Source organism: Embleya sp. NPDC008237 (assembly GCF_042956465.1).
Lineage (GTDB): Bacteria > Actinomycetota > Actinomycetes > Streptomycetales > Streptomycetaceae > Embleya.
Genome location: NZ_JBIBGL010000002.1, coordinates 425,946 through 452,503 on the forward strand (window position 1 = coordinate 425,946; position 26,558 = coordinate 452,503).

21 protein-coding genes are annotated in these 26,558 nt (G+C 72.3%); 13 read left to right on the forward strand and 8 right to left on the reverse strand.

Annotation, left to right across the window (positions count from 1 at the left end; translation table 11 throughout):
* Window positions 1–153 precede the first annotated feature (153 nt).
* Window positions 154–675 (forward strand): GNAT family N-acetyltransferase, encoded by a 522-nt coding sequence (locus ACFZBU_RS05020; protein ID WP_391582077.1) that lies wholly within the window; start codon window positions 154–156, stop codon window positions 673–675.
* 221 nt (window positions 676–896) lie between these two features.
* Window positions 897–1,880 (forward strand): ketopantoate reductase family protein, encoded by a 984-nt coding sequence (locus tag ACFZBU_RS05025; protein ID WP_391582078.1) that lies wholly within the window; start codon window positions 897–899, stop codon window positions 1,878–1,880.
* Between the two features lie 183 nt (window positions 1,881–2,063).
* Here the strand turns inward: ACFZBU_RS05025 and ACFZBU_RS05030 are convergent, their stop codons facing one another.
* Window positions 2,064–2,669, reverse strand: coding sequence for a PadR family transcriptional regulator (locus tag ACFZBU_RS05030; protein WP_391582079.1), 606 nt, complete (start codon window positions 2,667–2,669; stop codon window positions 2,064–2,066).
* Window positions 2,670–3,015: 346 nt separating this feature from the next.
* Between ACFZBU_RS05030 and ACFZBU_RS05035 the strand changes: the two genes are divergently transcribed.
* The 3 genes from ACFZBU_RS05035 to ACFZBU_RS05045 all read left to right on the forward strand — a co-directional run bounded on the left by ACFZBU_RS05035 (window position 3,016) and on the right by ACFZBU_RS05045 (window position 4,780).
* On the forward strand, window positions 3,016–3,336 hold the full coding sequence (locus tag ACFZBU_RS05035; RefSeq protein ID WP_391582080.1) for a hypothetical protein: 321 nt from the start codon (window positions 3,016–3,018) through the stop codon (window positions 3,334–3,336).
* A 45-nt stretch (window positions 3,337–3,381) separates the two neighbouring features.
* Window positions 3,382–3,810, forward strand: coding sequence for a proteasome activator (locus ACFZBU_RS05040; RefSeq protein ID WP_391582081.1), 429 nt, complete (start codon window positions 3,382–3,384; stop codon window positions 3,808–3,810).
* A 112-nt stretch (window positions 3,811–3,922) separates the two neighbouring features.
* Complete coding sequence (locus ACFZBU_RS05045) at window positions 3,923–4,780, forward strand: thioesterase family protein (RefSeq protein ID WP_391582082.1); 858 nt, start codon at window positions 3,923–3,925, stop codon at window positions 4,778–4,780.
* Between the two features lie 52 nt (window positions 4,781–4,832).
* Here ACFZBU_RS05045 and ACFZBU_RS05050 read toward each other — a convergent pair whose 3' ends face one another.
* A complete protein-coding gene (locus ACFZBU_RS05050) occupies window positions 4,833–5,729 on the reverse strand; it encodes an AIM24 family protein (RefSeq protein WP_391582083.1) in 897 nt (298 codons plus the stop codon).
* Between the two features lie 279 nt (window positions 5,730–6,008).
* Between ACFZBU_RS05050 and ACFZBU_RS05055 the strand changes: the two genes are divergently transcribed.
* Complete coding sequence (locus tag ACFZBU_RS05055; protein WP_391582084.1) at window positions 6,009–6,890, forward strand: TIGR03620 family F420-dependent LLM class oxidoreductase; 882 nt, start codon at window positions 6,009–6,011, stop codon at window positions 6,888–6,890.
* 88 nt (window positions 6,891–6,978) lie between these two features.
* On the opposite strand, the gene ACFZBU_RS05060 is transcribed toward ACFZBU_RS05055, so the two are convergent.
* Together ACFZBU_RS05060 and ACFZBU_RS05065 are read right to left on the reverse strand one after the other, a co-directional pair.
* Complete coding sequence (locus ACFZBU_RS05060) at window positions 6,979–8,058, reverse strand: aminotransferase class V-fold PLP-dependent enzyme (RefSeq protein ID WP_391582085.1); 1,080 nt, start codon at window positions 8,056–8,058, stop codon at window positions 6,979–6,981.
* Window positions 8,059–8,220: 162 nt separating this feature from the next.
* A complete protein-coding gene (locus ACFZBU_RS05065; RefSeq protein WP_391582086.1) occupies window positions 8,221–8,712 on the reverse strand; it encodes a hypothetical protein in 492 nt (163 codons plus the stop codon).
* A 257-nt stretch (window positions 8,713–8,969) separates the two neighbouring features.
* On the opposite strand from ACFZBU_RS05065, the gene ACFZBU_RS05070 reads away from it, so the two are divergent.
* The 3 genes from ACFZBU_RS05070 to ACFZBU_RS05080 all read left to right on the forward strand — a co-directional run bounded on the left by ACFZBU_RS05070 (window position 8,970) and on the right by ACFZBU_RS05080 (window position 13,972).
* On the forward strand, window positions 8,970–10,436 hold the full coding sequence (locus tag ACFZBU_RS05070; protein WP_391582087.1) for an MFS transporter: 1,467 nt from the start codon (window positions 8,970–8,972) through the stop codon (window positions 10,434–10,436).
* Window positions 10,437–10,604: 168 nt separating this feature from the next.
* The gene (locus ACFZBU_RS05075; RefSeq protein ID WP_391582088.1) at window positions 10,605–11,438 is read left to right on the forward strand and encodes an ABC transporter ATP-binding protein; all 834 of its coding nucleotides are present in this window, start codon (window positions 10,605–10,607) and stop codon (window positions 11,436–11,438) included.
* Window positions 11,438–13,972, forward strand: coding sequence for an ABC transporter permease (locus tag ACFZBU_RS05080; protein WP_391582089.1), 2,535 nt, complete (start codon window positions 11,438–11,440; stop codon window positions 13,970–13,972). Before ACFZBU_RS05075 ends, ACFZBU_RS05080 begins: the two co-directional genes overlap by 1 nt.
* A 270-nt stretch (window positions 13,973–14,242) precedes the next feature.
* Here the strand turns inward: ACFZBU_RS05080 and ACFZBU_RS05085 are convergent, their stop codons facing one another.
* Window positions 14,243–14,917, reverse strand: a complete 675-nt coding sequence (locus tag ACFZBU_RS05085) for a response regulator (RefSeq protein ID WP_391582090.1) — start codon at window positions 14,915–14,917, stop codon at window positions 14,243–14,245.
* Window positions 14,914–16,176 (reverse strand): sensor histidine kinase, encoded by a 1,263-nt coding sequence (locus tag ACFZBU_RS05090; RefSeq protein ID WP_391582091.1) that lies wholly within the window; start codon window positions 16,174–16,176, stop codon window positions 14,914–14,916. Before ACFZBU_RS05090 ends, ACFZBU_RS05085 begins: the two co-directional genes overlap by 4 nt.
* A gap of 438 nt (window positions 16,177–16,614) precedes the next feature.
* Here ACFZBU_RS05090 and ACFZBU_RS05095 point away from each other — a divergent pair, with 438 nt between their 5' ends.
* From ACFZBU_RS05095 to ACFZBU_RS05105, 3 genes are read left to right on the forward strand one after another with little or no spacing between them, the layout of a single operon-like run.
* Window positions 16,615–17,298, forward strand: coding sequence for a DUF2269 family protein (locus ACFZBU_RS05095; RefSeq protein WP_391582092.1), 684 nt, complete (start codon window positions 16,615–16,617; stop codon window positions 17,296–17,298).
* Window positions 17,295–18,074, forward strand: a complete 780-nt coding sequence (locus ACFZBU_RS05100) for an ABC transporter ATP-binding protein (RefSeq protein ID WP_391582093.1) — start codon at window positions 17,295–17,297, stop codon at window positions 18,072–18,074. The genes ACFZBU_RS05095 and ACFZBU_RS05100 overlap by 4 nt, the downstream gene beginning before the upstream one ends.
* A 6-nt stretch (window positions 18,075–18,080) precedes the next feature.
* Entirely contained in the window at window positions 18,081–20,621 is a 2,541-nt protein-coding gene (locus ACFZBU_RS05105; RefSeq protein WP_391582094.1) for an FtsX-like permease family protein, read from the forward strand.
* A gap of 299 nt (window positions 20,622–20,920) precedes the next feature.
* Here ACFZBU_RS05105 and ACFZBU_RS05110 read toward each other — a convergent pair whose 3' ends face one another.
* The gene (locus ACFZBU_RS05110; RefSeq protein ID WP_391582095.1) at window positions 20,921–24,901 is read right to left on the reverse strand and encodes an ABC transporter ATP-binding protein; all 3,981 of its coding nucleotides are present in this window, start codon (window positions 24,899–24,901) and stop codon (window positions 20,921–20,923) included.
* Window positions 24,902–25,601: 700 nt separating this feature from the next.
* Here ACFZBU_RS05110 and ACFZBU_RS05115 point away from each other — a divergent pair.
* Complete coding sequence (locus tag ACFZBU_RS05115; protein ID WP_391582096.1) at window positions 25,602–25,805, forward strand: hypothetical protein; 204 nt, start codon at window positions 25,602–25,604, stop codon at window positions 25,803–25,805.
* A 190-nt stretch (window positions 25,806–25,995) separates the two neighbouring features.
* Here the strand turns inward: ACFZBU_RS05115 and ACFZBU_RS05120 are convergent, their stop codons facing one another.
* Window positions 25,996–26,553 (reverse strand): heme-binding protein, encoded by a 558-nt coding sequence (locus tag ACFZBU_RS05120; RefSeq protein ID WP_391582097.1) that lies wholly within the window; start codon window positions 26,551–26,553, stop codon window positions 25,996–25,998.
* Window positions 26,554–26,558 lie beyond the last annotated feature (5 nt).

Genomic DNA, 26,558 nt, shown 5'->3' on the forward strand with positions numbered 1-26,558 from the left:
TATTTGCCACGTGGATCACCCGGTACCCGCCCGGGACCGGGTCGGCACCCGTTCGTGACGCCGCCGGTTGGACGACAAGAGTTCATCCGCGCGTTGCCCGCGTGGCAGATCCAAATCACCCGAGGGCGCGTTCGCGGTGCCACCCTGCGGCATATGGACGTGTCGTACTTCTACGGAACTGCGGGCGAAATCGACGCCGCGAGTCTGTATCGGCTGTTGGCGCTGCGCAGCCGGGTATTCGTGGTCGCACGTCGACAGCCCTGGCTCGATCCCGACGGCCGTGACATCGAGCCCGGAACCGCGCACCTGTGGGCGGAACAGGACGGCGTGGCGGTGTCCACGCTGCGGCTGACCGAGGAGGGGGACGGCCTGTTGCGGATGGGCCGCGTGTGCACGTTGTTGTCGCACCGGCGGCAGGGGCACGCCACCGTCCTGGTCCGGCATGCCCTGGTTCTGGCGGGCCCGCGTCCGGTGATCTCCGACGTGTACGCGCGCAGCGCCGACTGGTTCACCCGTCGCGGCTTCGAACCGCGCGGCGGGCGCACCGTCGTGGACGGCGAGCCGCACACCTCGATCCGGCACGTCCCCGCGGCGCGACGCGCGCCGGCGCCGTCCGGCGGCTCCGGTCCGGGGCACCGGGGCGGCGGGTACGTACCGGCCTGGGCGTCGACCTGAGCGAGGCGCCGCCCCGGACAGGCGTCGGCCCGACGAGTCGCTGACCCGACGGGCCGGGGCGCGCGGCGCCGTTCGGCACGCGTGCGCGCCCACGCGGCGCGCAGGCCCACCGGCACGCGCGCACGCGTGCCGGGTGCCGGCCGGAAACCGCCGGCCGCGTGGGCCCCACGGCGGTGCCGGGACGTGTTTGGATGGCCTCTCGCGTCGGGGAGGGATCGGCCATGCGATTTGTAGTCCTGGGGGCCGGGGCAATCGGCAGCGTCCTCGGTGCTCGCCTCGCGCAGTCGGGGCACGGGGTACACCTGGTGGGTCGGCGCGCCCATGTCGAGGCCATCCGTGCGCACGGGCTGCGGGTCCGATTCCCGGACGGCGAGGATGTCGTGCGGCTCGACGCGGTGACCGACATCGCGACGCTGGACCCGCTCGTGGACTGGGCCGACGTCGATGCGGTGGTGCTGTGCGTGAAGTCCCAGGACACCGCCGGCGCCCTGCGCGAGCTGGCCCGCCACGCCCCTTCACGCGTGCCGATCCTGTGTGCGCAGAACGGCGTGACCAACGAGGACACCGCGCTGCGCCTGTTCGCGAACGTGTACGGCGTCCTGGTCGCGTGTCCGACCGCCTTCCTCGAACCGGGCATCGTGCACGCCTACTCGTCGCCGGTGACCGGAGTCCTCGACATCGGCCGCCACCCGCGCGGTCGGGACGCGTTCGCGGCCCAGGTGTCACGTGTCCTGTCGGGCGCCGGCTACGGCTCCGACGTGTTCGAGGACATCACCGCGTACAAGTACGGCAAGCTGGTGACCAACCTGGGCAACGCGGTCGAGGCTTTGTGCGGCCCGAGCGCGCGCGGCGGGAATCTGGACCGACTGGCCATGGACGAGGCCCGCACGGTGCTCTTCTCGGCCGGCATCCACGCCGAGTTCGCGCCGGTGAGCCCGCTCGTGCAGGTGCGCCCGGTGGGCGGCGAGCGGCGCCCCGGCGGCTCGTCCTGGCAGAGTCTGTATCGCCGTACCGGCGGCATCGAGACCGACTACCTCAACGGCGAGATCGTCCGGCTCGGCCGGCTGCACGGCGTGCCGACCCCGGTCAACGCCGAGTTGCAGCGCGCGGCGAACCGATTGGTCGCGACCGGCGGCGAACCCGGCTCGGTGTCCGAACTCGACCTGCTCCGTGCCGTCGTGGACGGCCGGGATTCGGCCCGCTGAGGACGATCGGGACTCGATCCGGTGGTCGGGAAAGACCCCGACGGTCGGGTTCGAACGGCGGAGCGGAGGGTGCCCCGGCAGTCGGGTTCGACTACCGGGACGCCCTGCGCGGAACCGGCTGGTGCGGCGGCGGCACGGGCCGGCCGAGCCGCAGCCGGTGATCGGTGATCCGGGCGACCCACATCAGTCGGCTTCCGCCAGGATCAGGTAGAGCCGCTTGCGCGTGTCGGTGACGACCTCCAGGGCCTTGGCCCGCTGCGCCTCGGTGCCGTTCATCATCAACTGGCGCAGTGCGTCGCCGATGCCGTGCATCGCCGAGCGCAGGTCGTGGACCGCCTCGAAGTCGACGCCCTGACTGGCCTCGTCCCAGGGCTTGGTGCCCTCGGGGAGCGCGGCGGCCTCCTCGCGGCCGGCGTCGGTGAGGGTGAACAGCTTGCGGCCGCTGCCCTCGACGCCCTCGATCACACCCTCGTCCTCCAGGAGCTGGAGGGTCGGGTAGACCGAACCGGGGCTGGGCTTCCACACGCCGCCGGTGCGTTCGCCGATCTCCTGGATCATCTCGTAGCCGTGCATCGGCCGTTCGGTGAGCAGGGCCAGGATCGAGGCGCGCACGTCGCCGCGGCGGGCGCGACCGCGCCCACGGCCTCGGCCGCGCCCCTCCGGTCCGCCACGGCCACCGTGGCCGTGCCCGCGTCCCCACGGGCCGGGGCCGGGCGGGCCCCACGGTCCGAAGGCCGGGCGGTTCTGTCCTTCTGCGCCCCACAGGGGGCGTCCTTTGCTGCGGTGCATGAGTTTTCTCCTTGTGAAGTGGCGACTCGTCGAGCCGCCGATCTCGCGTTCGGCCTTCCGGGTGATCCTCCGGCCCGACCGATGTGCGTATCGCGATCGTTCGCGATGGCTCAACGATATATCGGGAGTGCTTCTTTCGCAAGCATGTGTCATGGCGTGCCTTCGGCCGGGGGTGTGCGATGCGTCGGTCCTCGATCGACCGGTCGGCCCCTTCGGGCGGCCTCCCTGCGCAGGATCTCCACGGAACCCGCACGAGGCGGACGCACGAGACGCGTTGGGTGAGGGTCGCTCACGGGTAGATTTCGGGTGATGGCTCTTGGTGATCGAACGGCGTGGGGAGAGGGCTGTGTGGACCTGGTTGTCGGTGGGGGTGGTCGCATACCTGGCATTCCTCGCGTGCGTGATCGTGGTGCTTCGGGGCGCCAAGGCACGGGCCCGGGCGGAGCGCGGCGCCGACATGCAGGCGGCCGGGGCGCCGGTGCCCGCGGGGGAGTCGGCGGTCGCGCCGGCGCCCGGGGGCGACCGCCCGGCGGCCGGACCGTCGATCGAGGACGACGAGGCGCGCGCCCATCCGCTGCCCGACGAGCCGCACGCTCGGCCGGTGCGCGGATGCGATCCGGGACCGCCCGGACCGCCCGCTCCGCCCGCCTCGCGGGTCCGGGGCTGAACCCGCCCTCGGTTTTCCGGCCCGGGCGCAGGGTAGGCGCGGCGCATGGCTGATCCGATTGTTGTCATCACCACCCACGACGGGGACGACCAGCGTCCGCTGGGCGAATTGGTCCCGGCGCCCGACCGCGTGATGAGGGTCGCCGAGATGATTCGCCACCTGCTGGAGGAGCTGCGCGACGCGCCGTTGGACGAGTCCGGCCGCGACCGGGTGCGCACCGTCTACGAGCGCTCGCTGCCCGAGCTGCGGCGCTCGCTCGCGCCCGACCTGTACGAGGAGCTGGAGCGGCTCACCCGCCCCTTCGCCGACGGCGGTGCGCCGAGCGTGGCGGAACTGCGGATAGTGCACGCCCAGTTGATCGGCTGGCTGGAAGGGTTGTGGGGCGGCATCCGACTGACCCTGATGTTGCGGAACAACGCCGAGGTGGGGCCGCCCGGGCTCCCGGGCGGGGAGGACGACGGCTCCTATCTGTGAGTGCGGGCCGGGCCGACGTCGGGCCGCCGGTCGCGAGGATGCGGCGGCGGCCCGGATCCATGACTGTGCCAAGCTGATTGTTCGTCAGTCGAGCATCCGTGGAGTCGTCACCATGACCGACCAGGCATCCGCCGAGACCGGGCCGGCCGCCGTGCCGCGCCACGAACTGGATCGGGACACCACGTGCGTCCCGCGTCCGGACGCACCGGGCACCTACGACACCACACTCTCCCCGGACTGGGCGTTCGGCATGGGCCTCAACGGCGGGTACCTGCTCGCCCTCGCCGGCCGCGCGCTCGGTGTCGCCCTACCGCACCCGGACCCGTTCACGATCACCGCGCACTACCTGACCACGTCGCACCCGGGACCCGCCGAGGTGCGTACGGAAATACTGCGCGCGGGGCGCACGCTCAGCACCGGCACCGCCCGGATCGTGCAGGACGGCGAGACCCGGGTGCACGTGAGCGCCTCCTACGGCGACCTGGCCGGGTTGGACCCGCAGGTGCGGACCGACGCCCGGCCGCCGCGACTGCCCTCGCCCGAGGAGTGCGCCGCGAGTTTTGCCGACGTGGCGCCGTTTCGGCGCACCACGTTCATGGACCGCACCGAGCAACTGCTCGACCCGGCGACGGCCGGCTGGCTTGCCGGGAAGCCGTCCGGACGTGGCGAGATGCGAGCCTGGTGGCGGCTGGCGGACGGCCGCGAGCCCGATCCGATCGCGCTGCTGCTCGCCGTCGACGCGCTTCCGCCGACCGCGTTCGACCTGGGCCTGCGTGGCTGGGTGCCGACCGTGGAGCTGACCGTGCACGTGCGGGCCCGGCCGGTGCCCGGGTGGCTGCGGGTGTCGCTGACCACGCGCAATCTGGCCGGCGGCTACCTGGAGGAGGACGGCGAGGTGTGGGACTCGGCGGACCGCCTGGTCGCGCAGTCCCGGCAGTTGGCGCGGGCGCCTCGACCGCGGGAGGCGTAGGGCGGGTCGGCCGCCCGTGGGTGAGGCGGCCGACCGCGGGCTCGGGGTGGGCTCAGCGCGGCGGTCCGTACGGCCCGGGCGGACCGTAGGGACCCTGCGGGCCGGGCGGGCCGTACGGACCCGGTTGACCCGGGGGGTAGGGCCCGGGACCGCCGTACGGGCCGGGACCGGGCGGCGGGGGCGGGGCGCCGTGCGGGCCGCCGGGGCCGCCCCACGTATTGTTCTGGAACCCGTCCCGACCCATGCCGACGAAGCGGTTTCCGTCCATCGCGGTCACGTTCGGGGGCAGGATCTCGCTGGGCTGGACCACCACGTAGCCCTCGCCGATGAAGGCCATCGTCCAACCCTCGCCGGTCTGGCGGCGACGCCGCCAGATCCGCGACGACGTGGTCTGCGCCTGGAGGCTGGTCTGCAGGCCGGCGGTCCAGGCGATCACCGCGTCGGCGTCCGCGAACACCTCGCGATCGTTGGCGGCGCGCAGTACCAGCGGTGCGCCGGACGTGGTGATCACGATCTTTCCGGTGCCGCCGATCTGCATCGAATAGGCGCCCATGCCGCCCACGTTGTAGCCCGCGTCGATCTGGACGACGCTCCAGTTCAGCGTGTTGTCCAGGGCCAGGACGTTCTCGTCCTCGACGATCAGCGACTCGTTGTGCAGATTCAGGATGTGGATGCTCTGCGCCTGGTTGGCCAGGTAGACCGTGCCGTGTCCGTGGCAGCGCATCAGGTCCAGCATGTCGCCGGTCAGCGCGCCGGTGCGGATCTCGGCGGCGCTCTGGAACGCCCCCTCGAACTGCACGTTTCCCTGGTACGCCACCATCGCGCCCTTGCGGGCGAGTACCTCGGTGCCCACCTCCGGGGCGAGCAGTACCCGGAGCATGTGCGCGTTCTGCAGGCTGTAGCGCTCTGCGGACTGGCTCACCGTGTGGTTGAACAGCGGACTCTGCACGAGGTCTCCGACGGATCCGGCAACGGCATGGGTGCGGTTGGCACATGGTTCGTGTGACCAGACCATGATTCCGCGTCGATGGTTCCCTCGGAACCAAGGGTGGCCCATGTCGACGGGTATGGTGCGGGAGAATCTCTCTGTTACGGCGTTACAGGACGACCTCGGGAGCGCGCCATGACCACACCGACACCGGCATCGGGACCGACACCCACACCGGCAGCGGAACCGGCACCGACATCGACCGGGCCTCGGCCGCCCGGGAAGGGACTTCTTCCGGACGTGGGCCGGATCGGGCTGTGGACCGCCGCGCTCGACTTCCTGCCCGTGCCGCGGCTGCGCGAGACCGTGGCCGAACTGGACGAACTCGGCTACGGCGCGCTGTGGTGGGGCGAGACGGTGGGCCGCGAGGCGTTCACCCAGGCGCTCCTGGTACTGGGCGCCGCCCCGCGCATCGCCGCGGCGACGGGGATCGCCAATGTGTGGGCCCGGGACGCGATGGCCGCCAACGCGGCGTCGCGCACGGTGCACGAGGCATACCCGGGACGCTTCCTGACCGGACTGGGAATCAGCCACGGCGGGCTGGTCGAGGGGCTGCGGCCGGGCGGGCGCCGGTACGAGAAGCCGCTCGCGCTGATGCGGGAGTACCTGGACGCGATGGACTCCGCGCTGTACTTCGCGGCCGGCGGCGACAATCCGCGGCCGCCGCGCGTGCTCGCGGCGCTCGGCCCGCGGATGCTGGATCTCGCCCGGGAGCGGGCCGACGGCGCGCATACCTATCTGGTCACCCCCGAGCACACCGCCGAGGCGCGGGCGGCGCTGGGCCCGGATCGGCTGCTCGCGGTGGAGCAGGCCGTGGTCGTCGCGACGGACCGGGAGACGGTGTTGCGGCGTGCCCGCGAGCACCTGCGGATCTACCTCGGACTGCCCAACTATCGCCGCAATCTGCTGCGTCTGGGTCTGACCGAGGACGACTTCGTCGACGGCGGCAGCGAACGCCTGGTCGACCGACTGGTGGTCTCGGGCGACGAATCGGCGATCCGCTCGGGCGTGGACGCGCACTTCGCCGCCGGTGCCGACCATGTCTGCGTCCAGGTGCTCGGCGAGACGATGACCGAGGCGCCGAAGGCGGATTGGCGGTCGTTGGCTTCGGTGCTCCTCTGAGGCATGTGCGGCCGGGCGCCGGGAGGTGGCGTGGGCCCGTCCGGCGCCCCGGCCGCGTATGGCCGGCGCGCGGTCGGGGCCGTGCCGGTCAGGACGTGAGTGCGGCCACGGCAGCGTCGACTTCGGCGTCGGTGTTGTACAGGTGGAAGGCGAGCCGGGTGCGGCCAGCGCGGGCCGAGACGCGGATGTCGGCGGCCTCCAGACGGGCCCGGGCGTCGGGGAGGTCGATCGCGACGATCGCGCTGTCGCCGGGAGGCAGGCCCAGGGCGGTCAGGAAGCGGTTGGCCAGGGCGACATCGTGGGCGTGGATGTGCTCGACGCCGATCCGCTCGACCAGCGCGAGCGCGGGATCGGCGCCCACCTGGCAGAACCACGACGGCGAGGTGTCGAACCGGCGCGCGGTGTCGGTCAGGCGCAGCGGCGGGCCGTAGTAGGGGTCGACGTCGGGCGCGCCGGCGTACCAGTTGGCGGCGTGCGGGAGGGTGCGGGCGGCCAGTTCCGGCGAGACGTAGCCGTAGGCCGCGCCGCGCGGGGCCATCAGCCACTTGTAGGCGCTGACCACGAACAGGTCGTACCGGGTCGCGTCCACCGGCAGCCATCCGCACGCCTGGGTGCCGTCCACGTACACGCTCGCGCCGTACGCGCGGGCCGCGGCGACGATGTCCGCCTCGGCCGCGATCGACCCGTCGGCGGACTGGACCAGGCTGAACGCGACGGCCGTGGTGCGCTCGTCGATCGCCTCGACCAGTTCGGCGGCCGGCACCGTGACCACCTCGACGCCGCGGGCCTCCTGGACCAGCCACGGGAACAGATTCGAGGTGAACTCGACCTCCGGCACCACGAGTCGCCCGCCTGCCGGCAGCCCGGCGGCGAACGGTGCGAGCAGTCCGGAGGCGGTGTTGCCCGCCATGATCGTCTCGGCCGGCGCGCCGACGATCCGCCCGAAGGTCGCGCGGGCCCGTTCGCCGGCCGCGTGGAAGCCGTCCATGTCGGTACGTCCGCGATGCCACGTCTCCTGGGCCCGGGTCAGCGCCGCGAGGGCGGCGTCGGGCGGCAGACCGCTGCTTGCGGTGTTGAGCCAGCCGGGCTCCGCACTCCAGTACGAAGGCGCCTCGCTCGGCTCCGGGTTCGGGTTCGGGTTCGGATTCGGGTCCAGTTTCAGGTCCATGCTCCGAGGCTAGGCGGCTCGCGGCATCCGGATACAGGTCCACCTTGTCGCAGGTGGCCTGATTTCCGGTGAACAGGAGGAGGCTGCGCGCATGCGTGGTCCCGCCGGCCACGGCCCCCGGGTCGCACTCCGGGGGCCGTGGCCGGCCCCTTGAACCGTTCGTCAGGGCCGGTCCGCGTCGCCCGGATCGCCGTCGGTGCGGGTGGCGAGCCAGCTGGGCCACGGGACCGGGGGGTTGGGGAGGGGGGTGATGTCGCGTTCGGCGCACAGGCGGTCGAAGCCCTCGCGGTCGGCGGGGACCGCGCGGGGGTCGCCGCACATGATCTCGTACAGGGTGGCGCCCTCGGGGCCGGCGATGAGCGGGCCGAAGGCGGCGCCCTGTTCGAGGGTGATGTGGGTGCCGGTGGGGCACGGGCGGTCGCCGATCAGGACCTCGCCGGCGAGCACGAAGACGTAGTGCTCGGACATGTGGCCGTGGCGTTCGACCACGACTCCCGCGTCGTAGCGGGCGTAGATGACCATGCGCTCGGGGGACCACTCCAGGAACTTCTCCCAGACCGAGGTGCGTCGGCCACCGTGTGACTGGGCCTTGACCTCGTGCCACGGGGTTTCGGAGATGTGGGTGATGCGCAGTTCGGGCTCTCGATCCGCCACGGGGGTTGCCTTCCCAGGAGGTGACGATGCGTCAGATCGATCTTGACACAGAATCCGACGTCGAGTTTTGCCCGATATTGAGGGGATTTCCGGAACTTGCGCACCAAATTCTTACGGGGAATTTACCCCGAGGGCTCGTCGGGCGGTGATCGAGTTGTCCCGGCGGCGCATAAAGTCGGTTGATACACCCAACCAAAAACCCTGTCGCGGGGCGCCGTGTGTTCCTGTCGGTGGCCCGTACATGTAAGGAACCAGCCTTGAAGAGCGCGCAGCAGGCGCCGTCCGCCACTGTCCCGCCCGTCGCACCCGAACCACCGAGCAAGACCTCGTCCGCGGGCATGAGCCGGACGGGATTCGTCCTGCTCGTCCTGATCATGGGTGCGCTGACCTACTCGCTGCTCCAGTCGATGCTGGCGCCGGCCCTCCCGCAGATCCAGACCGAGATCGGTGCGACCGCCGACGCCACCTCGTGGCTGATGACCGGCTACCTGCTGTGCGCCTCGGTGACCACGCCGATCCTCGGGCGCCTGGGCGACATGTACGGCAAGAAGCGCCTGTTCGTGTTCACCATCGGCATGCTCGCATTCGGCTCGCTGGTGTGTGCGCTCGCCGACTCGGTCGGACTGATGATCATCGGCCGGGTGATCCAGGGCTTCGGCGGCGCGGTCTTCCCGCTCTCCTTCGGCATCGTGCGCGACGAGTTCCCGCCGGAGCGCCGGGCCGGTGCGATCGGCCTGATGTCCGCGATCATGGGCATCGGCGGCGGCATAGGCATCGTGGTCACCGGCCCGATCATGGACCACCTGTCCTACCACTGGCTGTTCTGGATCCCGATGGTGACCTGCCTGATCACCGCGATCGCGTCGTGGTTCCTGATCCCCGACTCGCCGGTCCGGGTCAAGACAAGGATCCACTGGCTCGGCGGCGCGCTGTTGTCGCTCGGCCTGGTCGGCGTGATGCTGGCGCTGAGCAAGGGCGAGTCCTGGGGCTGGGGCTCGACGAACACCGTCGGCCTGTTCGTGGCCGGCTTCGTCTTCCTCGGACTGTGGGTGTTCGCCGAGTCGCGCACGGACGAACCGCTCGTGGACATGCGGGTGATGCGACTGCGCGGAGTGTGGGCGACCAACCTCGGCGGCCTGCTCGTCGGCTTCTCGATGATGGCGGGCATGCTGCTCGTCCCGCGCTTTCTGCAGATGCCCGAGAGCACCGGCTACGGCTTCGGCACCACGGTGACCGTGTCCGGCCTGTACGTGCTCCCGCAGGCGTTCGCGATGTTGCTGATCGGCCCGATGGCGGGCGTGATCGACAAACGATTCGGCTCGAAGATGGCCATGGTCGCCGGCTGTGTGCTGATGGCCGCGGGCTTCACCTTCCTGGCGCTCCTGCACACCAGCGGTTGGCACATCCTGGTCGCGATGTTCGTCTTCGGCATCGGCATCGGGCTCGCCATGTCGGCGATGGCCAACCTGATCGTCGGCGCCGTCCCGGTCGAGCAGACCGGCATCGCCACCGGCATCAACACGATCGCCCGCACCGTGGGCATGTCCTGCGCGAGCGCGATCTCCACGACGCTGCTCACCGCCAACCCCGGCCCGGGTGGACTGCCCGCCGAACGCGGCTTCATCCTGACCTTCGGCTGCGCCGCGGTCGCCGCGCTCGTCGCCCTCGGCGTCACCTTCGTGGTGCCCAGCCGGGCCAAGCGGGGCGCCCGCCCCGTCGGCTGAGCCCGCGACCGGGCGTCGCTCCGGCCGTACGTCCCTGCCCCCCCCCCGACGGGGGTGGGGTTTACCCCACCCCCGATCCGCGTGGTCGCACCCTCGTGCCGCACACCCCCCGATCCGTAGCGTCGAACCCGTTGGTTTCGACAGGCGTTACGAGGCACGGGAGGCAGCATGTTCGGGCGAGGCGGTCGCGGTACACGGCAGGCGAAGAAGGATGCCGCGTACACCCCGCGGTACGCGGCGCCCGCGTCGGTCGACTGCGCGGTGCGCCTGGACGCGGTGACCAAGGCGTACGGCAAGGGCGCGTCGGCGGTACACGCACTGCGCGGCATCGACCTGGCCATCCCCAGGGGCACGTTCACCGCGGTGATGGGTCCGTCCGGATCCGGCAAGAGCACGTTCCTGCACTGCGCCGCGGGCCTGGATCGGCCGGACGGCGGCCGGGTGCTGCTGGGCACCGACGACCTGACCGCGATGAAGGAGAACGAGCTCACCCGGCTGCGCCGGACCCGGCTCGGCTTCGTCTTCCAGGCATTCAACCTGCTGCCCTCGCTGACGGTGGAGAAGAACGTCCTGCTCCCGCTGCGCCTGGCGGGGGTACGCGCGGACCGCCGGCGCGCTGCCGACGTGCTCGCGATGGTCGGCCTGGACCGGCACGCGAACCGGCGGCCCGCACAACTGTCCGGCGGCCAGCAACAGCGCGTCGCGATCGCCCGCGCGCTGGTCACCCGGCCCGACGTGCTGTTCGCGGACGAGCCCACCGGTGCGCTGGACACCACCACGGCCGCCGAGGTGCTCGGCCTGCTGCGCCGCGCGGTGGACGACACCGGCGCCACCATCGTCATGGTCACCCACGACCCGGTCGCCGCGTCCTATGCGGACCGGGTGGTCTTCCTGGCCGAGGGCAACCTCGCGGGTGAGCTGTACCGGCCCACCCCCGAGGCGGTCGCCGCCCGGATGGTCGACCTCTCGCAGGTGGGCACCCGACAGGAACAGGCCGCCTGATGTCCCTTCTTCGACCCAACGGTCTCGCGCGCACCTCGGTGCGCTTTCGGCCCGCGTCCTTCGCCGGCTCGTTCGTGGCGCTGCTGTTCGCCGCGATGCTGGTCACGATGTGCGGCGTGTTCATGGAGACCGGCCTGCGCGCACACTCCGCACCCGAGCGCTACGCCGACACGCCCGTGCTGGTCAGCGGCGCGGACAAGGTGAGCAAGCGACTGGGCCACGGCGAGGGCACGTACACCGAGTCCGCGCCGCTGCCCGAGCGGTCCCGGATCGACGCCGGCCTCGCGGGCCGGATCGCCGCGGTGCCGGGGGTGCGTACGGTCATTCCCGACCTGACCTTCCCGGCGCAGACCGACCGGGTCGTCCTGGATGCCCACGGATGGTCCTCGGCGCCGCTGGCGGGCACCCGCGAGGGCACCGCGCCCGGTGCGGGGCAGGCCGTACTGACCACGGCCGCCGCCGGTGCGACCAAGGTCGGCGACACTTTGCGGGTGGCCACGCCGGGCGGTGAGGTCGCGCTGCGGGTGACCGGCGTGGTGCCGGGCCACGGCGCACACCTGTACGTGGCGGACGCGGAGGCGCAGCGCCTGGCCGGACACCCCGGCACGGTCACCGCGATCGGGGTGCTCCCGGCGGCCGGCGCGGACACCGGCAAGGTCGCCGACGACGTGCGGACCGCACTGGCCGGCACCGGCGCCAAGGTGTCCACCGGGGACGCCCGCGGTGCGGTCGAGTTCGCCCAGTTCGGCGAAACCAAGGAAATGCTCACCTCGATCGGCGGCACCCTGGGCGGCATCGTGCTCGCGGTGGCGATCTTCGTGGTCGCCGGCGCGACCGCGCTGTCGGTGGGCCAGCGCCGTCGGGACATCGCCCTGTTGCGCGCGGTGGGCGCCACCCCGTGGCAGATCCGCCGGATGATCGCGACCGAGACCGGTCTGGTCTCGCTGGTCGCGGGTGCTCTCGGGGTGCTGCCCGGCACGCTGCTGGCCCACTGGTGGTTCGGCGCGATGGACGACCGCGGGCTCATCGCACCCGGCGTCGAGGTGTCGGTCGGCCCGATCCCGATGCTCGTCGCGGTCGGCGCGGGCACGCTCACCGCGCTGGGCGCGGGCCTGCTCGCGGCCCGGCGCAGCGCGAAGATCCGGCCCACCGAGGCACTGGGCGACGCCGCCACCGAACGGGCCTTCGTCGGCTGGTTCCGGCTGGTGCTGGGTCTGGGCGCACTCGGCGGCGGGATCGCGGTGACCCGGATCGCGCTGAATGCGACCGGTGAGGACGCGGTCGCCGCGGCCGGTGGCGTGGTCATGCTGTTCATGGTCGCGATCGGCCTGCTCGGCCCGAGCCTGGCGCACGTGTTGGTGACGCTGCTCGGCTGGGTGGGAAGCCTGTTCGGCACCACCGGACAACTGGCCTTCGACAACGCTCGGGCCAACTCGCGGCGCCTGGCCTCGGCGATCACCCCGATCGCGCTGTCGGTCGCCTTCGCCGCGACGCTGAGCTTCATGTTCGCTGCCGAGGACCACTACGCGAGCGTGCAGTCCAAGGACGCGGTGACCGCGGACCGGGTGCTGGCCGGGCCCGGATTCACCGCGCAGACCGCCGCCGAGGTCGCGGGCACCCCCGGTGTCGCGTCGGTGACCTCGGTGCTGAACACCTCGGTCGTGGTCGTTCGCAGCGGCGGCCTGGAGAAGCAGAGCGCGCAGGGCATCGGCGGCACCACGAAGGATCTGGCGAGCACGCTGGACCTGGACGTGCGCGAGGGCAGCACCGATGCGCTGCGGCCCGGCGCGCCGCAACCGGCGGGTGGTGCGGTCGCGTTGGACCGGATGATCGCCTCGGCGCTGCACGGCAGGGTCGGCGGGCAGGTGTCGATGTGGCTCGGCGACGGCACGGAGATCAGGCCGACCGTGGTGGCCCTGTACGACCGAGGGCTGGGCACCGCGGCCGTGACGCTGCCGCGGGCCGCGGTCGCCGGGCACGTGCAGACCGCGATGGACACCCGCCTGCTGGTGAAGTTCGCCGCGGGTGCGGACACCCGGGCCACCGACGCGGCGCTGAGCACGCTGACCGGGCGTCACGCGGGCGCGTCGGTCGCGGACCGTGCCGCGTACGCCACGCAGATGGACAAGGACCGCGAGACCAACAAGTGGCTGAACTACGTGATGCTTGTCATCCTCGCGGGCTTCGCCACGATCGCGGCGATCAACACGATGGCGGTCACCACCGCGGCGCGCACGCGGGAGTTGGGCCTGATGCGGATGATCGGCAGCACCACCGCTCAGGTTCGGGCGGTGATCCGCCGCGAGGCGATCATGGTGGGCGTGATCGGCCTGGGCCTGGGCCTGTCGGTGGCGCTGGCCACGCTGGTCCCGGTCAACAAGGGCTCCTACGGGACCACCGTGCCGTATGTGCCGCTGCCGCTCTGCCTGGCGATCAGCGCGGCGGCGCTGCTTCTGGCGCCGCTGACGGTGGCCCCGGTGGCCCGCCGGTTGTTGCGGCTGACTCCGATCGACGCGGTCGGCGCCAAGGAGTAGGGCGCGCGGCAGTCGGCCGATAGCCGATGTCGCCACGGTACGAGCGCCGGACGGACCGATCCTGGTCCGTCCGGCGCTTTCGTGCGTTCGGGTTCGGATTCGGGATTGCGCCTGGGCCCGGGCCGTCGGGTCGGGTCGGGACGGGGTCGGTGGGCGTCAGTGGATGGGGGAGGCGCCGCCGGGTTGGGTGCGGTCGGGCACGGTCGGGCCCGACCGGGTCGGGCCGATGCGGTTCGGTGGGGTTTTCGGGGCCGATTGGGGCGCGGTTGTTCAGGTGGATGTGCGGCCCGGTGTGACCAGGCCGGTTTCGTAGGCGAAGACCACCAGTTGGGCCCGGTCGCGCACGGACAGCTTGGTCATTGCCCGGCTCACGTGGGTCTTCGCGGTGAGGGGACTAAGCACCAGGTGTTCGGCGATCTCGTCGTTGGACAACCCGCGGCCGACCAACCCGACGATCTCCCGCTCGCGTTCGGTGAGCAGGGCCAGTTCGGCGGAGGGCGGGGCGGTGGGGCGCGAGGCGCCGGCCGCGTACTCCTCGATCAGTCGGCGGGTCACATTCGGCGACAACAGCGCGTCGCCCGCCGCGACCACCCGCACCCCGCGCAGGAGTTCGGCCGGTTCGGTGTCCTTGACGAGGAAGCCGCTCGCGCCGTTGCGCAGCGCCTCGAAGACGTACTCGTCGAGGTCGAACGTGGTCAGGATGACCACCCGCACCTCGGTCAACGCCGGGTCCGCCGCGATCACGCGGGCGGCCTCCAGGCCGTCCATGCCCGGCATCCGGATGTCCATCAGCACCACGTCGGGGCGCAACTCGCGGGTGAGCCGGATCGCCTCGCCGCCCTCGCCCGCCTCGCCCACGACCTCCATGTCCGGCTGCGCGGACAACAGGGCCCGAAAGCCCGCGCGCACCAGGGCCTGGTCGTCGGCCAGCACCAACCTGATCATGCATCCCCCTCGATGGGCCGCGTCGGACCGCCGGCGGTCGCCGCCGACCGGGTCGGCGCACGCCCGCTGCCATCCTTCCCGTCGGCGCGATCACCGTAGGGCAGGTGGGCCTGGACGTGAAAGCCGCGCCCGGGCACCGGCCCCGCGACACAGCGGCCACCGAGCGCGGCGGCCCGTTGGCGCATGCCGTGCAGTCCGTTGCCACCGGAACTCAGCGCGTCGGCGGGGGCCGGCCACGGCTCGGACCCGGCGCCTCGGCCGTTGTCGCGGATCGACAACTCCAGACCGGTATCGCCGTAGGTCACCTTGACCACGGCCTCGCTCGCCGCGGCGTGCCGCAGGGTATTGGTCAGCGCCTCCTGCACGATCCGGTATGCCGCCAGGTCCACCGCCGAACTCAGCGGGCGGGCGGTGCCGGCGCGCTCGACCCGCACGGTCAGCCCGCCCGCCGAGGTGCGCGCGACCAGGTCGTCGAGCCGATCCAGGCCCGCGGTGGGCGCGCGCGGGGCGCCGTCCGGACCCGAGCGGTCGACCGAGTCGCCCTTGAGGATGTCCAGCACCGAGCGCAACTCGCGCAGCGCCTCCCGACTCGCGTACTTGACCGCGGTCAGCGCCTCGCGGGCCTGCTCCGGCGAGGAGTCCATCAACTCCAGGCCCACCGACGCCTGCACGTTCATCAGCGAGATGTGGTGCGCGAGCACGTCGTGCAACTCGCGGGCGATCCGCAGCCGTTCGTCACCCGCTCGGCGGCGCTCGGCCTCGGCCAGGCCGAGCGACTGCACCCGGGCGCGCTGCGCCTCGGCGGCGTTGAACGCGCGGCGCAGCCGGACCACCTCGCCGATGCCCGCGAGCACCAGCAGCCACGCGGCGATGCCCAACGCGGGCGCGAGGTCGGGCGTCGGCTCGGAGGTCACCAGCGGCGAGATCCAGACGAAGCCGAGGTAGCCCAGCACCAGGACCACATACGCCAACAGGCGCAGGCCGGCGGCGAAGGCGCCCCACAGCGCGATGATCATCGCGAAGAAGATCGGGCCGCGCGGATAGTCGAGCATCGTGTAGAGCAGCGCCGTACCGACCGCCACCAGGAGTACGCCGGCGCGGTGACGGCGGCGCACGATCAGCGCCAGCGGGCCGGCGACGATCAGCAGCACGCTCCACACGTCCTGATCCCGGGCGGCGTCCGGTTGGCGGTGCGCCGCGAAGAGCATCGTGCCCAGCTGCACCACGCAGACCAGCACCCCGAGCGCGATGTCGCGCACGACGGGCGGGACCGGGCGGAGGGTGTGCGCGAGCCAGTGCGCACCGGGGCGGGAAACCCGCGACCACGGTGGTCGGGGCCGCCGGCCCGGACGCCGGGTCGGGGGATTCGAGGGGCACGTCATGTGATCAACGGTAGGGCGCGTGGGGCGCCGCGCGCGTCGGCTGCGCGTGGGCTTGTCGCATGCTCCCGGGGAAGCAGGCAGGCCCCTGCGGACTGCTCCCCAGGGAGCAGGAACGTGCTGGTCGACGCCCCCTTGGGCCTGCCGGGGCAGCAGGTCCGGTGCATCCCCGGGCCGGACGCCGGCCGGGCCGCGAATCGGAAGAGTTGATCCCGTCGGCAAGGCCCCGGAGCGAAGCCGATTCCACACCTTGCCGATGCGGCTCGGGCCCACGCCCCGACTCCGCCCCCGTCCGCCACTGCTTCCCAGGAGGTCACCGTGAACGCGTCCCCGACGACCGGCAAACGGCGCTATTCGAGGTCCGTTCGCAGGGCGGTCAACTCCGGGCACGTCGTGTTCGCGGTCGGCCTGCTGGGCGTCGAGTGGGTCATGCTGCTGATCGCCGTCGTGGCCCGCTCGACCGACGACCCCGCGCTGCGACACGGTGCGTATCAACTGATGCGGATATTCGCGCTGGCCGGCGGCATCCCGTTCGCCGTGTTGTCCCTGATCACCGGCGTGCTGCTGTGTCTGCGGACGCCGTGGGGGCTGTGGCAGCACCTCTGGATCAAGATCAAGATCGTGCTGCTGATCGCGGTGATCGTGGCCGGCGCCGGGGTGGTCAGCCAGTTCGCTCACCGGATGATCGCCGCCTCCGCATCCGGCGGCGACGCGGATGCGTTGCCCCCGTTGCAGACCTGGCACCTGGCCGTGGTGATCTTCCAGCTGCTCGCGCTGATCGTCTCGACGGCGCTGTCCGTCTTCAAACCTTCGGGCCACCGCGGCCGCGGTCGCCCCCGGTCCGGCCGACACACCGACGGTCCGCCGCGCGCTCGACGCGCCTCGGCCGACGCTGCCGGCGAGGCAGACCCAACCGGCGCCGTGCGTGAGCCCGCCGCTGCGGGCCGACCCGCACCCCTTCGTTCATCCTCCAGTCCCCTCTCCCGAGAAGGATCGTCATGACCACCACCATCGACCCCACGAACAACCACGCGGCCCGCGCCGAACACGTCTCGCGGGTGCACGGCGAGGGGGACACCGTCGTCCGCGCCCTGGACGACGTCACCATCGGCTTCCCGCGCGGCAGGTTCACCGCCGTGATGGGCCCCTCGGGATCCGGCAAGTCCACGCTGTTGCACTGCCTGGCCGGCCTCGACGACGTCACCGACGGCGCGGTCTTCCTCGGCGACACCGAGCTGGGCTCGCTCACCGACCGGCAGCTCACCCGGCTGCGTCGGGACCGGATCGGGTTCGTCTTCCAGGCGTTCAACCTGCTGCCCACGATGACCGCGCTGGAGAACATCGTGCTGCCCGCATCGCTCGCGGGCCGCAAGACGGACCCGGCCTGGCTGGACCGGGTGGTCGCCGCGGTCGGGTTGCAGCAGCGGCTGCACCACCGGCCCGGCGAGCTCTCCGGCGGGCAACAGCAGCGCGTCGCGGTGGCCCGGGCCCTGGTCGGCCGGCCGGAGATCGTGATGGCCGACGAGCCGACCGGCAACCTCGACTCGCGCTCCGGTGCCGAGGTGCTCGCGCTGCTGCGCGACGCCGTGAACGAACTCGAACAGACCGTGCTGATGGTCACCCACGACCCGGTCGCCGCGGGCTACGCGGACAGCGTGGTGTTCCTGGCCGACGGCCGGATAGCCGACCACATGCAGGCGCCGACACCGGACCGGGTGTTGGACCGGATGAAGGCATTCGACCGTGTCGCCGCGGGTGCCGGCGCCCGAGGGGAGTGACGCGCGATGTTGATCCGACTCTCGCTCGCCAACCTGTGGGCCCGCAAACGCAGGCTCGTGGGCCTGGCCCTCGCCGTGCTGCTGGGCACGGCCTTCCTCTCCGGCGCGCTCGTGCTCGCCGACACGATGAACTCCTCCATCGGCGGGCTGATCCGGGACAGCGGCGCCGGTACCGACGTGGTGGTGCGCAACGCCACCTCGGTGACCGACCGACCCGGCACCCAACGCGGCGCGATCGACGCCGCACTGGTGGACCGGGTCCGGGCGGTGCCCGGGGTCGCGGGCGCCGAACCGGTGATCCAGGGCTACGGCCAGGTGGTCGGCAAGGACGGCAAGGCGCTGACCGGCAACGGCCCCCGGACGGCGGGCAATTGGATACCCGATCCAGCCCTGACGCCGTACCGGTTGGCCACCGGCCGCGCGCCGACGGCGCCCGACGAGGTGGTGATCGACCGGGGCACCGCCAAACAGGGGCACCTGAAGCCCGGCGACCGGGTCACGGTGCTCACCCCCGGGCCGGTGCCGGTGACCGTCGTGGGCGTGGCCACCTTCGGTGACCTGGACGCCTTCGGTGGCGGCTCCTACACCGCTTTCGATCTCGACGGCGCGCGCCGACACGTGCTGCGCGACCCCGGCAAGGTGGGCACGATCGCGGTCCGGGCGGTGCCCGGCACCGACCAGAAGGACCTGGCCGCGCGGATCCGACAGGCGCTGCCGGCCGACGTCGAGGCGGTGCCCGGCAGTGTGGCCACCGGCGAGGCGGTGTCCGCAGTGGAGGACAGCTTCCTGCGCGTCTTCCGCACCTTCCTGACCGTCTTCGCCGCGATCGCGCTGGTCGTCGCGGCGTTTTCGATCAACCACACGTTCTCCGTGGTGGCCGCGCAGCGCACCCGCGAGGTCGCCCTGATGCGGGCGCTGGGCGCGAGCCGGGGTCAGGCGCTGCGGCAGGCGCTGATCGAGGCCCTGGTGATCGGCGTGCTGGCCTCCGCACTCGGCCTTGTGGCCGGGCTCGGCCTGGCCGCCGGACTCGAGGAGCTGTTCGCCGTACTCGGCTTCGAACTGCCCGCCCGGGGGCTGACGTTCAAGGCGTCCACCGCGTTCACGGTGCTGCCCGTCGGCATTTTGTTGACCGCGTTCGCAGCCCTGGTGCCGGCCGTGCGCGGCTCGCGCGTGGCACCGGTGACGGCGCTGCGCGGGGCGGGCGCGGAACGCACCGAACTGCCGCGGCGGCGACTGATCGCGGGCCTGGTGCTGCTTGCGGCCGGCCTCGCGGTGGGCATTGCCGGCGGCGGCCTCGTGGGACTGGCGATCGCCGCGCCGGCCCTGCTCGCGGGTGTGCTGCTGGTCGCCCCGGCGGGCATCCGGGCGGTCGGCGGACCGCTTACCGCCCCGCTGCCGCGACTGCGTGGTGCGCCGGGCGCGTTGGCCCGCGGCAACCTGCTGCGCAGTCCGCGCCGGACGGCCGGGGCGGCGACCGCGATGTTGCTCGGGATCGCCATCGTCACGCTGTTCGCCGTGTTCGCGGCCTCGCTCAAGGAGGGTGCCGGTGAGCAGACCCGCAAGGTGATCGCGGGACAGTTGGTGATCGGCGGATCCTCGCCCGGCGGCTGGGCCGGTGGCGGTCACAGTCCCGAACTCACCCGCAGGGCATCCGAGTTGCCCGGCGTAATTGCGGCAACCGGGATCCGCAACGCGGGTGCGCTCGTGGACGGGCGCGGTCGGCAACTGCTGGCGGTGGATTCGGACCGGCTGGACCGGCTGTTCGACCTCGACGTGAAGCACGGGCGGGTGACCGGGCTCGGCGCGAACGGCATGGCGGTGTCCGCGGACACCGCGAAGGACCGCGGCTGGCAGGTCGGCTCGACCGCCGAGGTCACCTTCCCGGACGGTGCGCGGCAGCCGTTCACGGTCACCGGGCTCTACGACCGCACCGCCGTGGTCGGCGACTACCTCATCGATCGCACCGCATGGGAGCCGCATGCGGACGCGGCCCTGGACGCGGCGACGGTGCTGCGGTTGGCGCCGGGCACCTCGACGGACACGGTCGAGGCGGCGGTCGAGCGGTTGGCCAAGGACTACGGCGCGCCGCCGGTACGGGACCGGGAAGGGTTCGTGCGGGCGCGGGCCGCGATGTTGCAGACGCTGGTCGCTGTGGTCTACGTGCTGCTGGCGCTCGCGTTGGTGATCGCGCTGGGCGGGATCGCCAACACGCTGTCCCTGGCGGCCTACGAACGCACCCGTGAGCTGGGCCTGTTGCGGGCGATCGGCGCGGCGCGGTCCCAGGTGCGGTCGGCGCTGCGCTGGGAGTCGACGCTGGTCGCGGTGATCGGTGCGGCGAGCGGCCTCGTGGTGGGCCTGTTCCTGGGCTGGGTGGCGATCCGCGCGATCGGCGGCGCCGATACGGGGGCTGCGCTGCCGTTCTCGGTGCCCGCGGTGCAACTGGCGGTGCTGGTGGGGGTGGGCGCGCTCGGTGGCCTGGCGGCCGGGGCGAGGCCCGCTGCGCGGGCTGCGCGGTTGCCGGTCCTGCGCTCGGTTGCGACCGAGTAGGGATGGCCTCGAACGCCGACCGGGCTGAGGGGTTGGTCCGGTCGGCGTTCGGGGTTGCGTTGTTGTCCTCAAGCGCCGGACGGGCTGGAGGATTCGGTCCGGTCGGTTGCCGGGGTTGCGCCCGTGGTGTGCGGTGAGGGCGCGGCGGTTCTTGAGCGTCGGACGGGCTCGACCCGGCCTTCGGCCGAGGTGGCCTCGAACGCCGACCGGGCTGAGGGGTTTGGTCCGACGGGCTGTCGGGGCGCGCCGCTGTTGTCCTCAAGTGCCGGACGGGTGAAGGGTTTCGGGTGGGATGGGGGTTAGGCCGCGTGTTCTTTCGTGCCGGTGAAGGCTGCCCATAGGGAGGCGTAGGGGCCTGCCTGAGTGAGGAGTTGGGTGTGGGTGCCGAGCTCGACCAGGCGGCCCTGGTCGATGACGGCGATGCGGTCGGCGCGGGCGGCTGTGGTCAGGCGGTGGGCGACGACCAGGGTGGTGCGGCGGCCGGTGAGTGCCTCGGTGGCGCGGGTGACCGCGGCCTCGGTGGCCAGGTCCAATGCGGCGGTGGCCTCGTCGAGCAGGAGGATGTCCGGGTCGACGAGGTAGGCGCGGGCGAGCGCGATCAGTTGGCGCTGCCCCGCCGACAGGTTGCGTCCACGCTCGCCGACATCGTGCAGGTAGCCCCCGTTCAGGTCGGCGATCGCCGCATGTGCGCCGACCGCGCGGGCCGCCGCCTCGACCTCGGCGTCCGTGGCGTCCGGGCGGCCGTACGCGATCGCGTCCCGCACGCTGCCCTGAGCCAGATACGCCTCCTGCGGGACGATGCCGAGCCGGTGTCGGTAGGCCGAGAGGTCGTAGTCGCGCACGTCCACGCCGTCCACCAGCACCGCGCCGGCGGTCACGTCGTAGAACCGGGCCACCAGCTTGACCAGCGTGGACTTGCCCGCCCCGGTCTGTCCCACCAGCGCGACCGTCTCGCCGGGCTCGATGTACAGCGAGATGCCGGACAACACCTCGGGCGGGCCCGCCGCAGACTCGCCCTCGCCCGGCCCGCCCTTGCCCAGCCCGGCCTTGCCGGGCCCGTCCTCGCCCGACCGGGCAGCGGTGGCGACGGCGGTGGCGTCCTCGTCCGCGAAGTCCACGAACGCGGGTGCGTTGTACGCGAATCGCACGTTCTCGAAGGCGATCGCCCCCTTGAGCCCGCTCGCCGGCACCGGTACCGGCACGGCCGGAGGCGGCGTCGTGGTGGGGGTACGCAGCAGATCGCGGATCCGGCGCAGCCCCACCGCCGCCTGCTGGTAGCCGTCGAAGACCTGGGAGAGCTGCTGGATCGGTGAGAAGAACATGTCGATGTAGAGCAGGTAGGCGATCAACGCACCCGCCGACAAGGTCCCGCCGCCGACCCGATGCGCTCCGACGATCAGCGCGATGCCCGCCGCGACGTTGGACAGGAACTGCCCGAACGGGAAGTAGAGCGCGATGTAGCGCTGCGCCCGCAGCCGCGAAGCACGGTAGTCGTCGCTGCGTTCGGCGAACCGCTCCGAGTTGCGGCCCTCGCGGCGGAACGCCTGCGACGTCCGCAACCCCGCGACGTTCTCCTGGAGATCGGCATTGACCACGCTGACCTTCTCGCGCGCCTCCGTGTAGGCCTTGGACGACCTGGACCGGAACACCACGGTCGCCGCGATCAGGATCGGCAGCACGCTCATCACGATCAGCCCGAGTTCCCAGTCGAGCACGAGCAGCGCGACCATGATCCCGAAGAAGGTCAGCACGCTGACCACCGCGCTGACCAACCCGGTCTGCAGGAACGTGGACAACGCGTCCACGTCGGTGGTCATCCGGGTCATGATCCGCCCGGACAACTCGCGTTCGTAGTAGTCCAGGCCCAGCCGTTGCAGGTGGGCGAAGGTCTTCACCCGCAGCGTGTAGAGCAACCGCTCGCCGGTGCGGCCCGCGATCAGCGCCTGGGCGACGTTGACGAACCAGTCGGCCGCCACGATCAGGACGGCGATCAGCGACACCGTCATGATCGCGCCGGTCGCCCCGTCGTCGATGCCCCGGTCGATCCCGTCCCGGATCAGCGCCGGCAGCGCGAGTTGCGCGCCGGTGTCCAGGATCACCAGGACGAAGGCGAGCAACAGCGCCCACCGAAAGGGCCGCAACAACGAGCGCAGATCGAACGCCGCGTCGGAACGCCGCGCCTGCGCTTCGTCCACGTCGGGCCGATCCGTCGCGGGCGGAAGCTTGTCCACCTGGGCCAGCAACTCCGGCGTGGCCTGAAGCATGGCCGCCCAACCGCGTGGGCCGCCGCCCGTCCCGGTCCCGGCGAGCGCACCGGACGCGGCCGCCGGCGCCGGGTCGGCCGGCGTCGAGCGATCCCACAGCGCGGGCGTCACCCCGCTCGCGTCGAGCGGCGCGACCGGCCCGGCAGCCGGGACCGGCTCGGGAACCGCGACCGACTCGGCAACCGTCGGCGACTCGGCAAGCACGACCGGATCGGCAGCCGCGACCGACCCGGCAGCCGCGGCCGCCGCGTGCGCGTCCACCCCCTCGGCGTCCTCGCCCGGCCCGGACAGCAGCAGCCGGTACAGCGGGCAGCGTGCGCTCAGTTCGTCGTGGCTGCCCACGTCCACCAGCCGGCCACGATCCAGGACCGCGATCCGGTCGGCCAGTTGCAGCGTCGAGCGCCGGTGCGCGACCAGGATCGTGGTCCGGCCGGCCATCACCCGGTGCAGCGTGGCGTGGATCTCCGCCTCGACCTTGGGGTCCACCGCCGAGGTCGCGTCGTCCAGCAGCAGGATCCGCGGATCGGTGAGCAACGCCCGGGCGAGCGCGACCCGCTGCCGCTGCCCGCCGGACAGGGTCAACCCCTGCTCGCCGACCACCGTGTCGTAGCCGGCCGGCAGTTCGCGGATGAACGCGTCGGCCTCGGCCGCCCGCGCCGCCGCGAGTACCTGTTCCTCGGTCGCGTCCGGCCGACCGTACGCGATGTTGGCCCGCACGGTGTCCGAGAACAGGAAGCTGTCCTCCATCACCAGCCCGATCGCCGAGCGCAACGAGTCGAAGGTCAGATCCCGCACGTCGCGCCCGTCCACCAGGATCGCGCCGGACTGCACGTCGTAGAACCGGGGCAGCAGCATCGAAACGGTGGACTTGCCCGACCCGGAGGTGCCCACCAGGGCCAGCGTCTCGCCCGGCTCCACCCGCAGCGACAACCCGTCGAGCACCGGCCGCGAGGCGACGTAGCCGAATCGCACGTCGGCCAACTCCACCGACGCGGCCACCACCGGCAACACCTCGGCGTCCGGCTTCTCGGTCACGATCGGCTGGGAGTCGATCACCTCGAAGATGCGCTCGACGCTGGCCCGCGCCTGCTGACCGAAGGTCAGCAGGCCGGAGAGCATCCGCACCGGCCCGACCAGCTGGCCCAGATACGTGGAGAAGGCCAGGAACGTGCCCAGGGTGATCTCGCCGCGGACGGCCAACCAGCCGCCGAGCGCGAGCACGCCGACCTGGCCGATGGCGGGGATCGCCGAAAGCGTCGGCGTGTACCGGCTGTTCAACCGGACCGAGCGCAGCCGGGAAGCGAACAGCCTGCGGCCGGCCGCCTCCAGCCGGTCCAGCTCCTGTTCCTCCTGCCCGAAGCCCTTGACCACCCGGACCCCGGTCACCGCGCTTTCCACGACACCGGCCAGCGCGGCGGCATCCTGCTGGGCCTGCCAGGTGGCCGGGAACAGTCGCTTCCGGGACAGGTAGGCCACCGCGAACAAACCCGGCCCCACCGCCAGCGACACCAGCGTGAGCAGCGGCGACAGCCAGAACATCACGCCGAGCGAGATGACGAAGAGCAGCACGCTGCCGGTCATCATCGGGATCATCGACAGGAAGCCCTGGACCATCGTCACGTCGGAGATCCCCCGACTGACGATCTGCCCGGTCTGCAATTCGTCCTGCCGGGCGCCGTCCAGTCGGGAGAGCGCGCCGAAGATGCGGGTACGCAGGTCGTACTGCACGTCCAGGGACAACTTGCCGCCGACGTAGCGCCGCGCGTACGTACAGCCGAACACCACCACGGCCGCGCCCAGCAGCAGCACCGACAGCGGCAGCAGCCCGCCGAGCTCGCCGGCGACCGCGTCGTCGACCACCCTGCGCTGCACCAGCGGGACCAGCGCGGTGACCGCCATGCCCACCAAGGACGCGCCGAACGCGATCAGCACGCTGCTTCGATACCGCCACGAGGCGGCCATCAGGCGGCGTAGCCAACCCTGTTCGGGGCGGCCGGGCGCGGGTCCGGTTGTCATGGACAACCATTCTAATTGTCAACCGAGAAAACGATGTTCGGATGACCCGATCACACCCTGGACCGTGCACACCGCCCGGGCCGTCATGGCCGCGATTCGCTGCCCGACCGGACCCGCCCGCGGGCGCTCCGGCCCGGCCCGTCGGATCGCCCGAAATCACCCGGACCGCCCGCGAACGCCACACAGGAGCCGCCATGACGTCCCCCGCCACCCCCGGGACCTGCCCGCGCTCCCGGCCGGCGGGAGCCGGCGGGAGCGAGGAGCGCTGCGGGTCGTTTCTCGTCACCCGGGACGAGCCGACCCGGGAAACTATCCCCGCGTTTGCACCGGCAACGGTTCGGCTTGATCCATGTCGACTTCCCGACCGGGAACCGGACGCCGCAATGTCCTTTCACCGACTGCGCGAGCGAATCGGCATCGGGCGGCCCGGATAACGTCCGGCACGGGACTTGGACACGTGCCGGAGCGCGCAGGCGCACAATCCTCACCCTTCCGAGTGAAATTGCGTGTCCTGGGCCCTGGGCCAACCGATGACGTCACCCGGGAGGGCGAACGGCGTCTTTTCCTTTGCCGACAAAACCTTAGAGTTGCCGCGCCGCCATGAAATCCCCGGGCGGCGCGGCGGAGCCGTGCCCGGAATTCCCGAGTGCGGCGGGACGCCGATTCGTTTCCCCCGACGTCCCCGGTGAAGGGCAATTCCATGGTCAAGCACGGATTTCGCAAGGCGGCCGTGATCATCACGGCGGTCATCTTCGGTTCGATGGCCTCGCTGTACATTCCCGCGGCGCGCGCCGCGCAGACGCCCCGCGAACCGTTGATGCCGGACAGCTTCCTGCCGGCCCAACTGCTGCTGCCCTTCCAGAGCGCGGTCTTCAACACCGACGGTGCGGTGTTCTTCGGCTGACCGCCCCCTACCCGTCGGGTCCCGGCGACGGCGGAGGCGGTGTCGGCCCCGGAACCGACGGCGTCTGACCCGGACCCGGAGTCGAGGGGCGAGGAGCGGTGCCTCGTCCCCTCGATCCGGAATCGCCCGACGCCGGGGAGCAGGCCCGGCGCCCGGTCCCGTCGGGCGCGCGGGCGGGCTCGGCGCTCGGCTACTTCAGCTGACCGGCGATCGCCTTCAGGCCCTCGGCGGCGTACTTCTCGTCCAAGTCGCCGCCGGGAGCACCGGCCACCCCGATGCCCACGATCGGGGCGCCGTCCACGGCGACCGGCACCGCGCCGGCCAGGAACAGCGTGCCGGGGATGTCCCGGAGCGATGCGCCCGGCGCGGTGACCCGCTGGGCGAGCGCCGAGGTCGGGGCGTTCCAGGACACGGCGGTGTACGCCTTGCGCCGGGCCGACTCCTCCGACTGCGGGCCCGCACCGTCGCCCTTGAGCACCACGCGGGTGGAGCCGTCCCGGGCGACCACGACCACGGTGACCTTCTGGCCGTCCTTCTCGGCGGCGTCGAGGGCGGCCTGGGCCGCCTTGCTCGCGGCGTCCACGCCCAGCGTCTTGACCGACACCACGGCCGCCGCCGGGCGCTCGTCGTGCTTGGCCTCGGCGGTGCCGGGCACCTGGGCCGCCGCGACACCGGCGGTGACCGCGCCGACCGCCGCAAGCGAGAAGACCCCGGTCAGCACCCGACCACGCGTCGAAAAGTTGCTCATCGTCC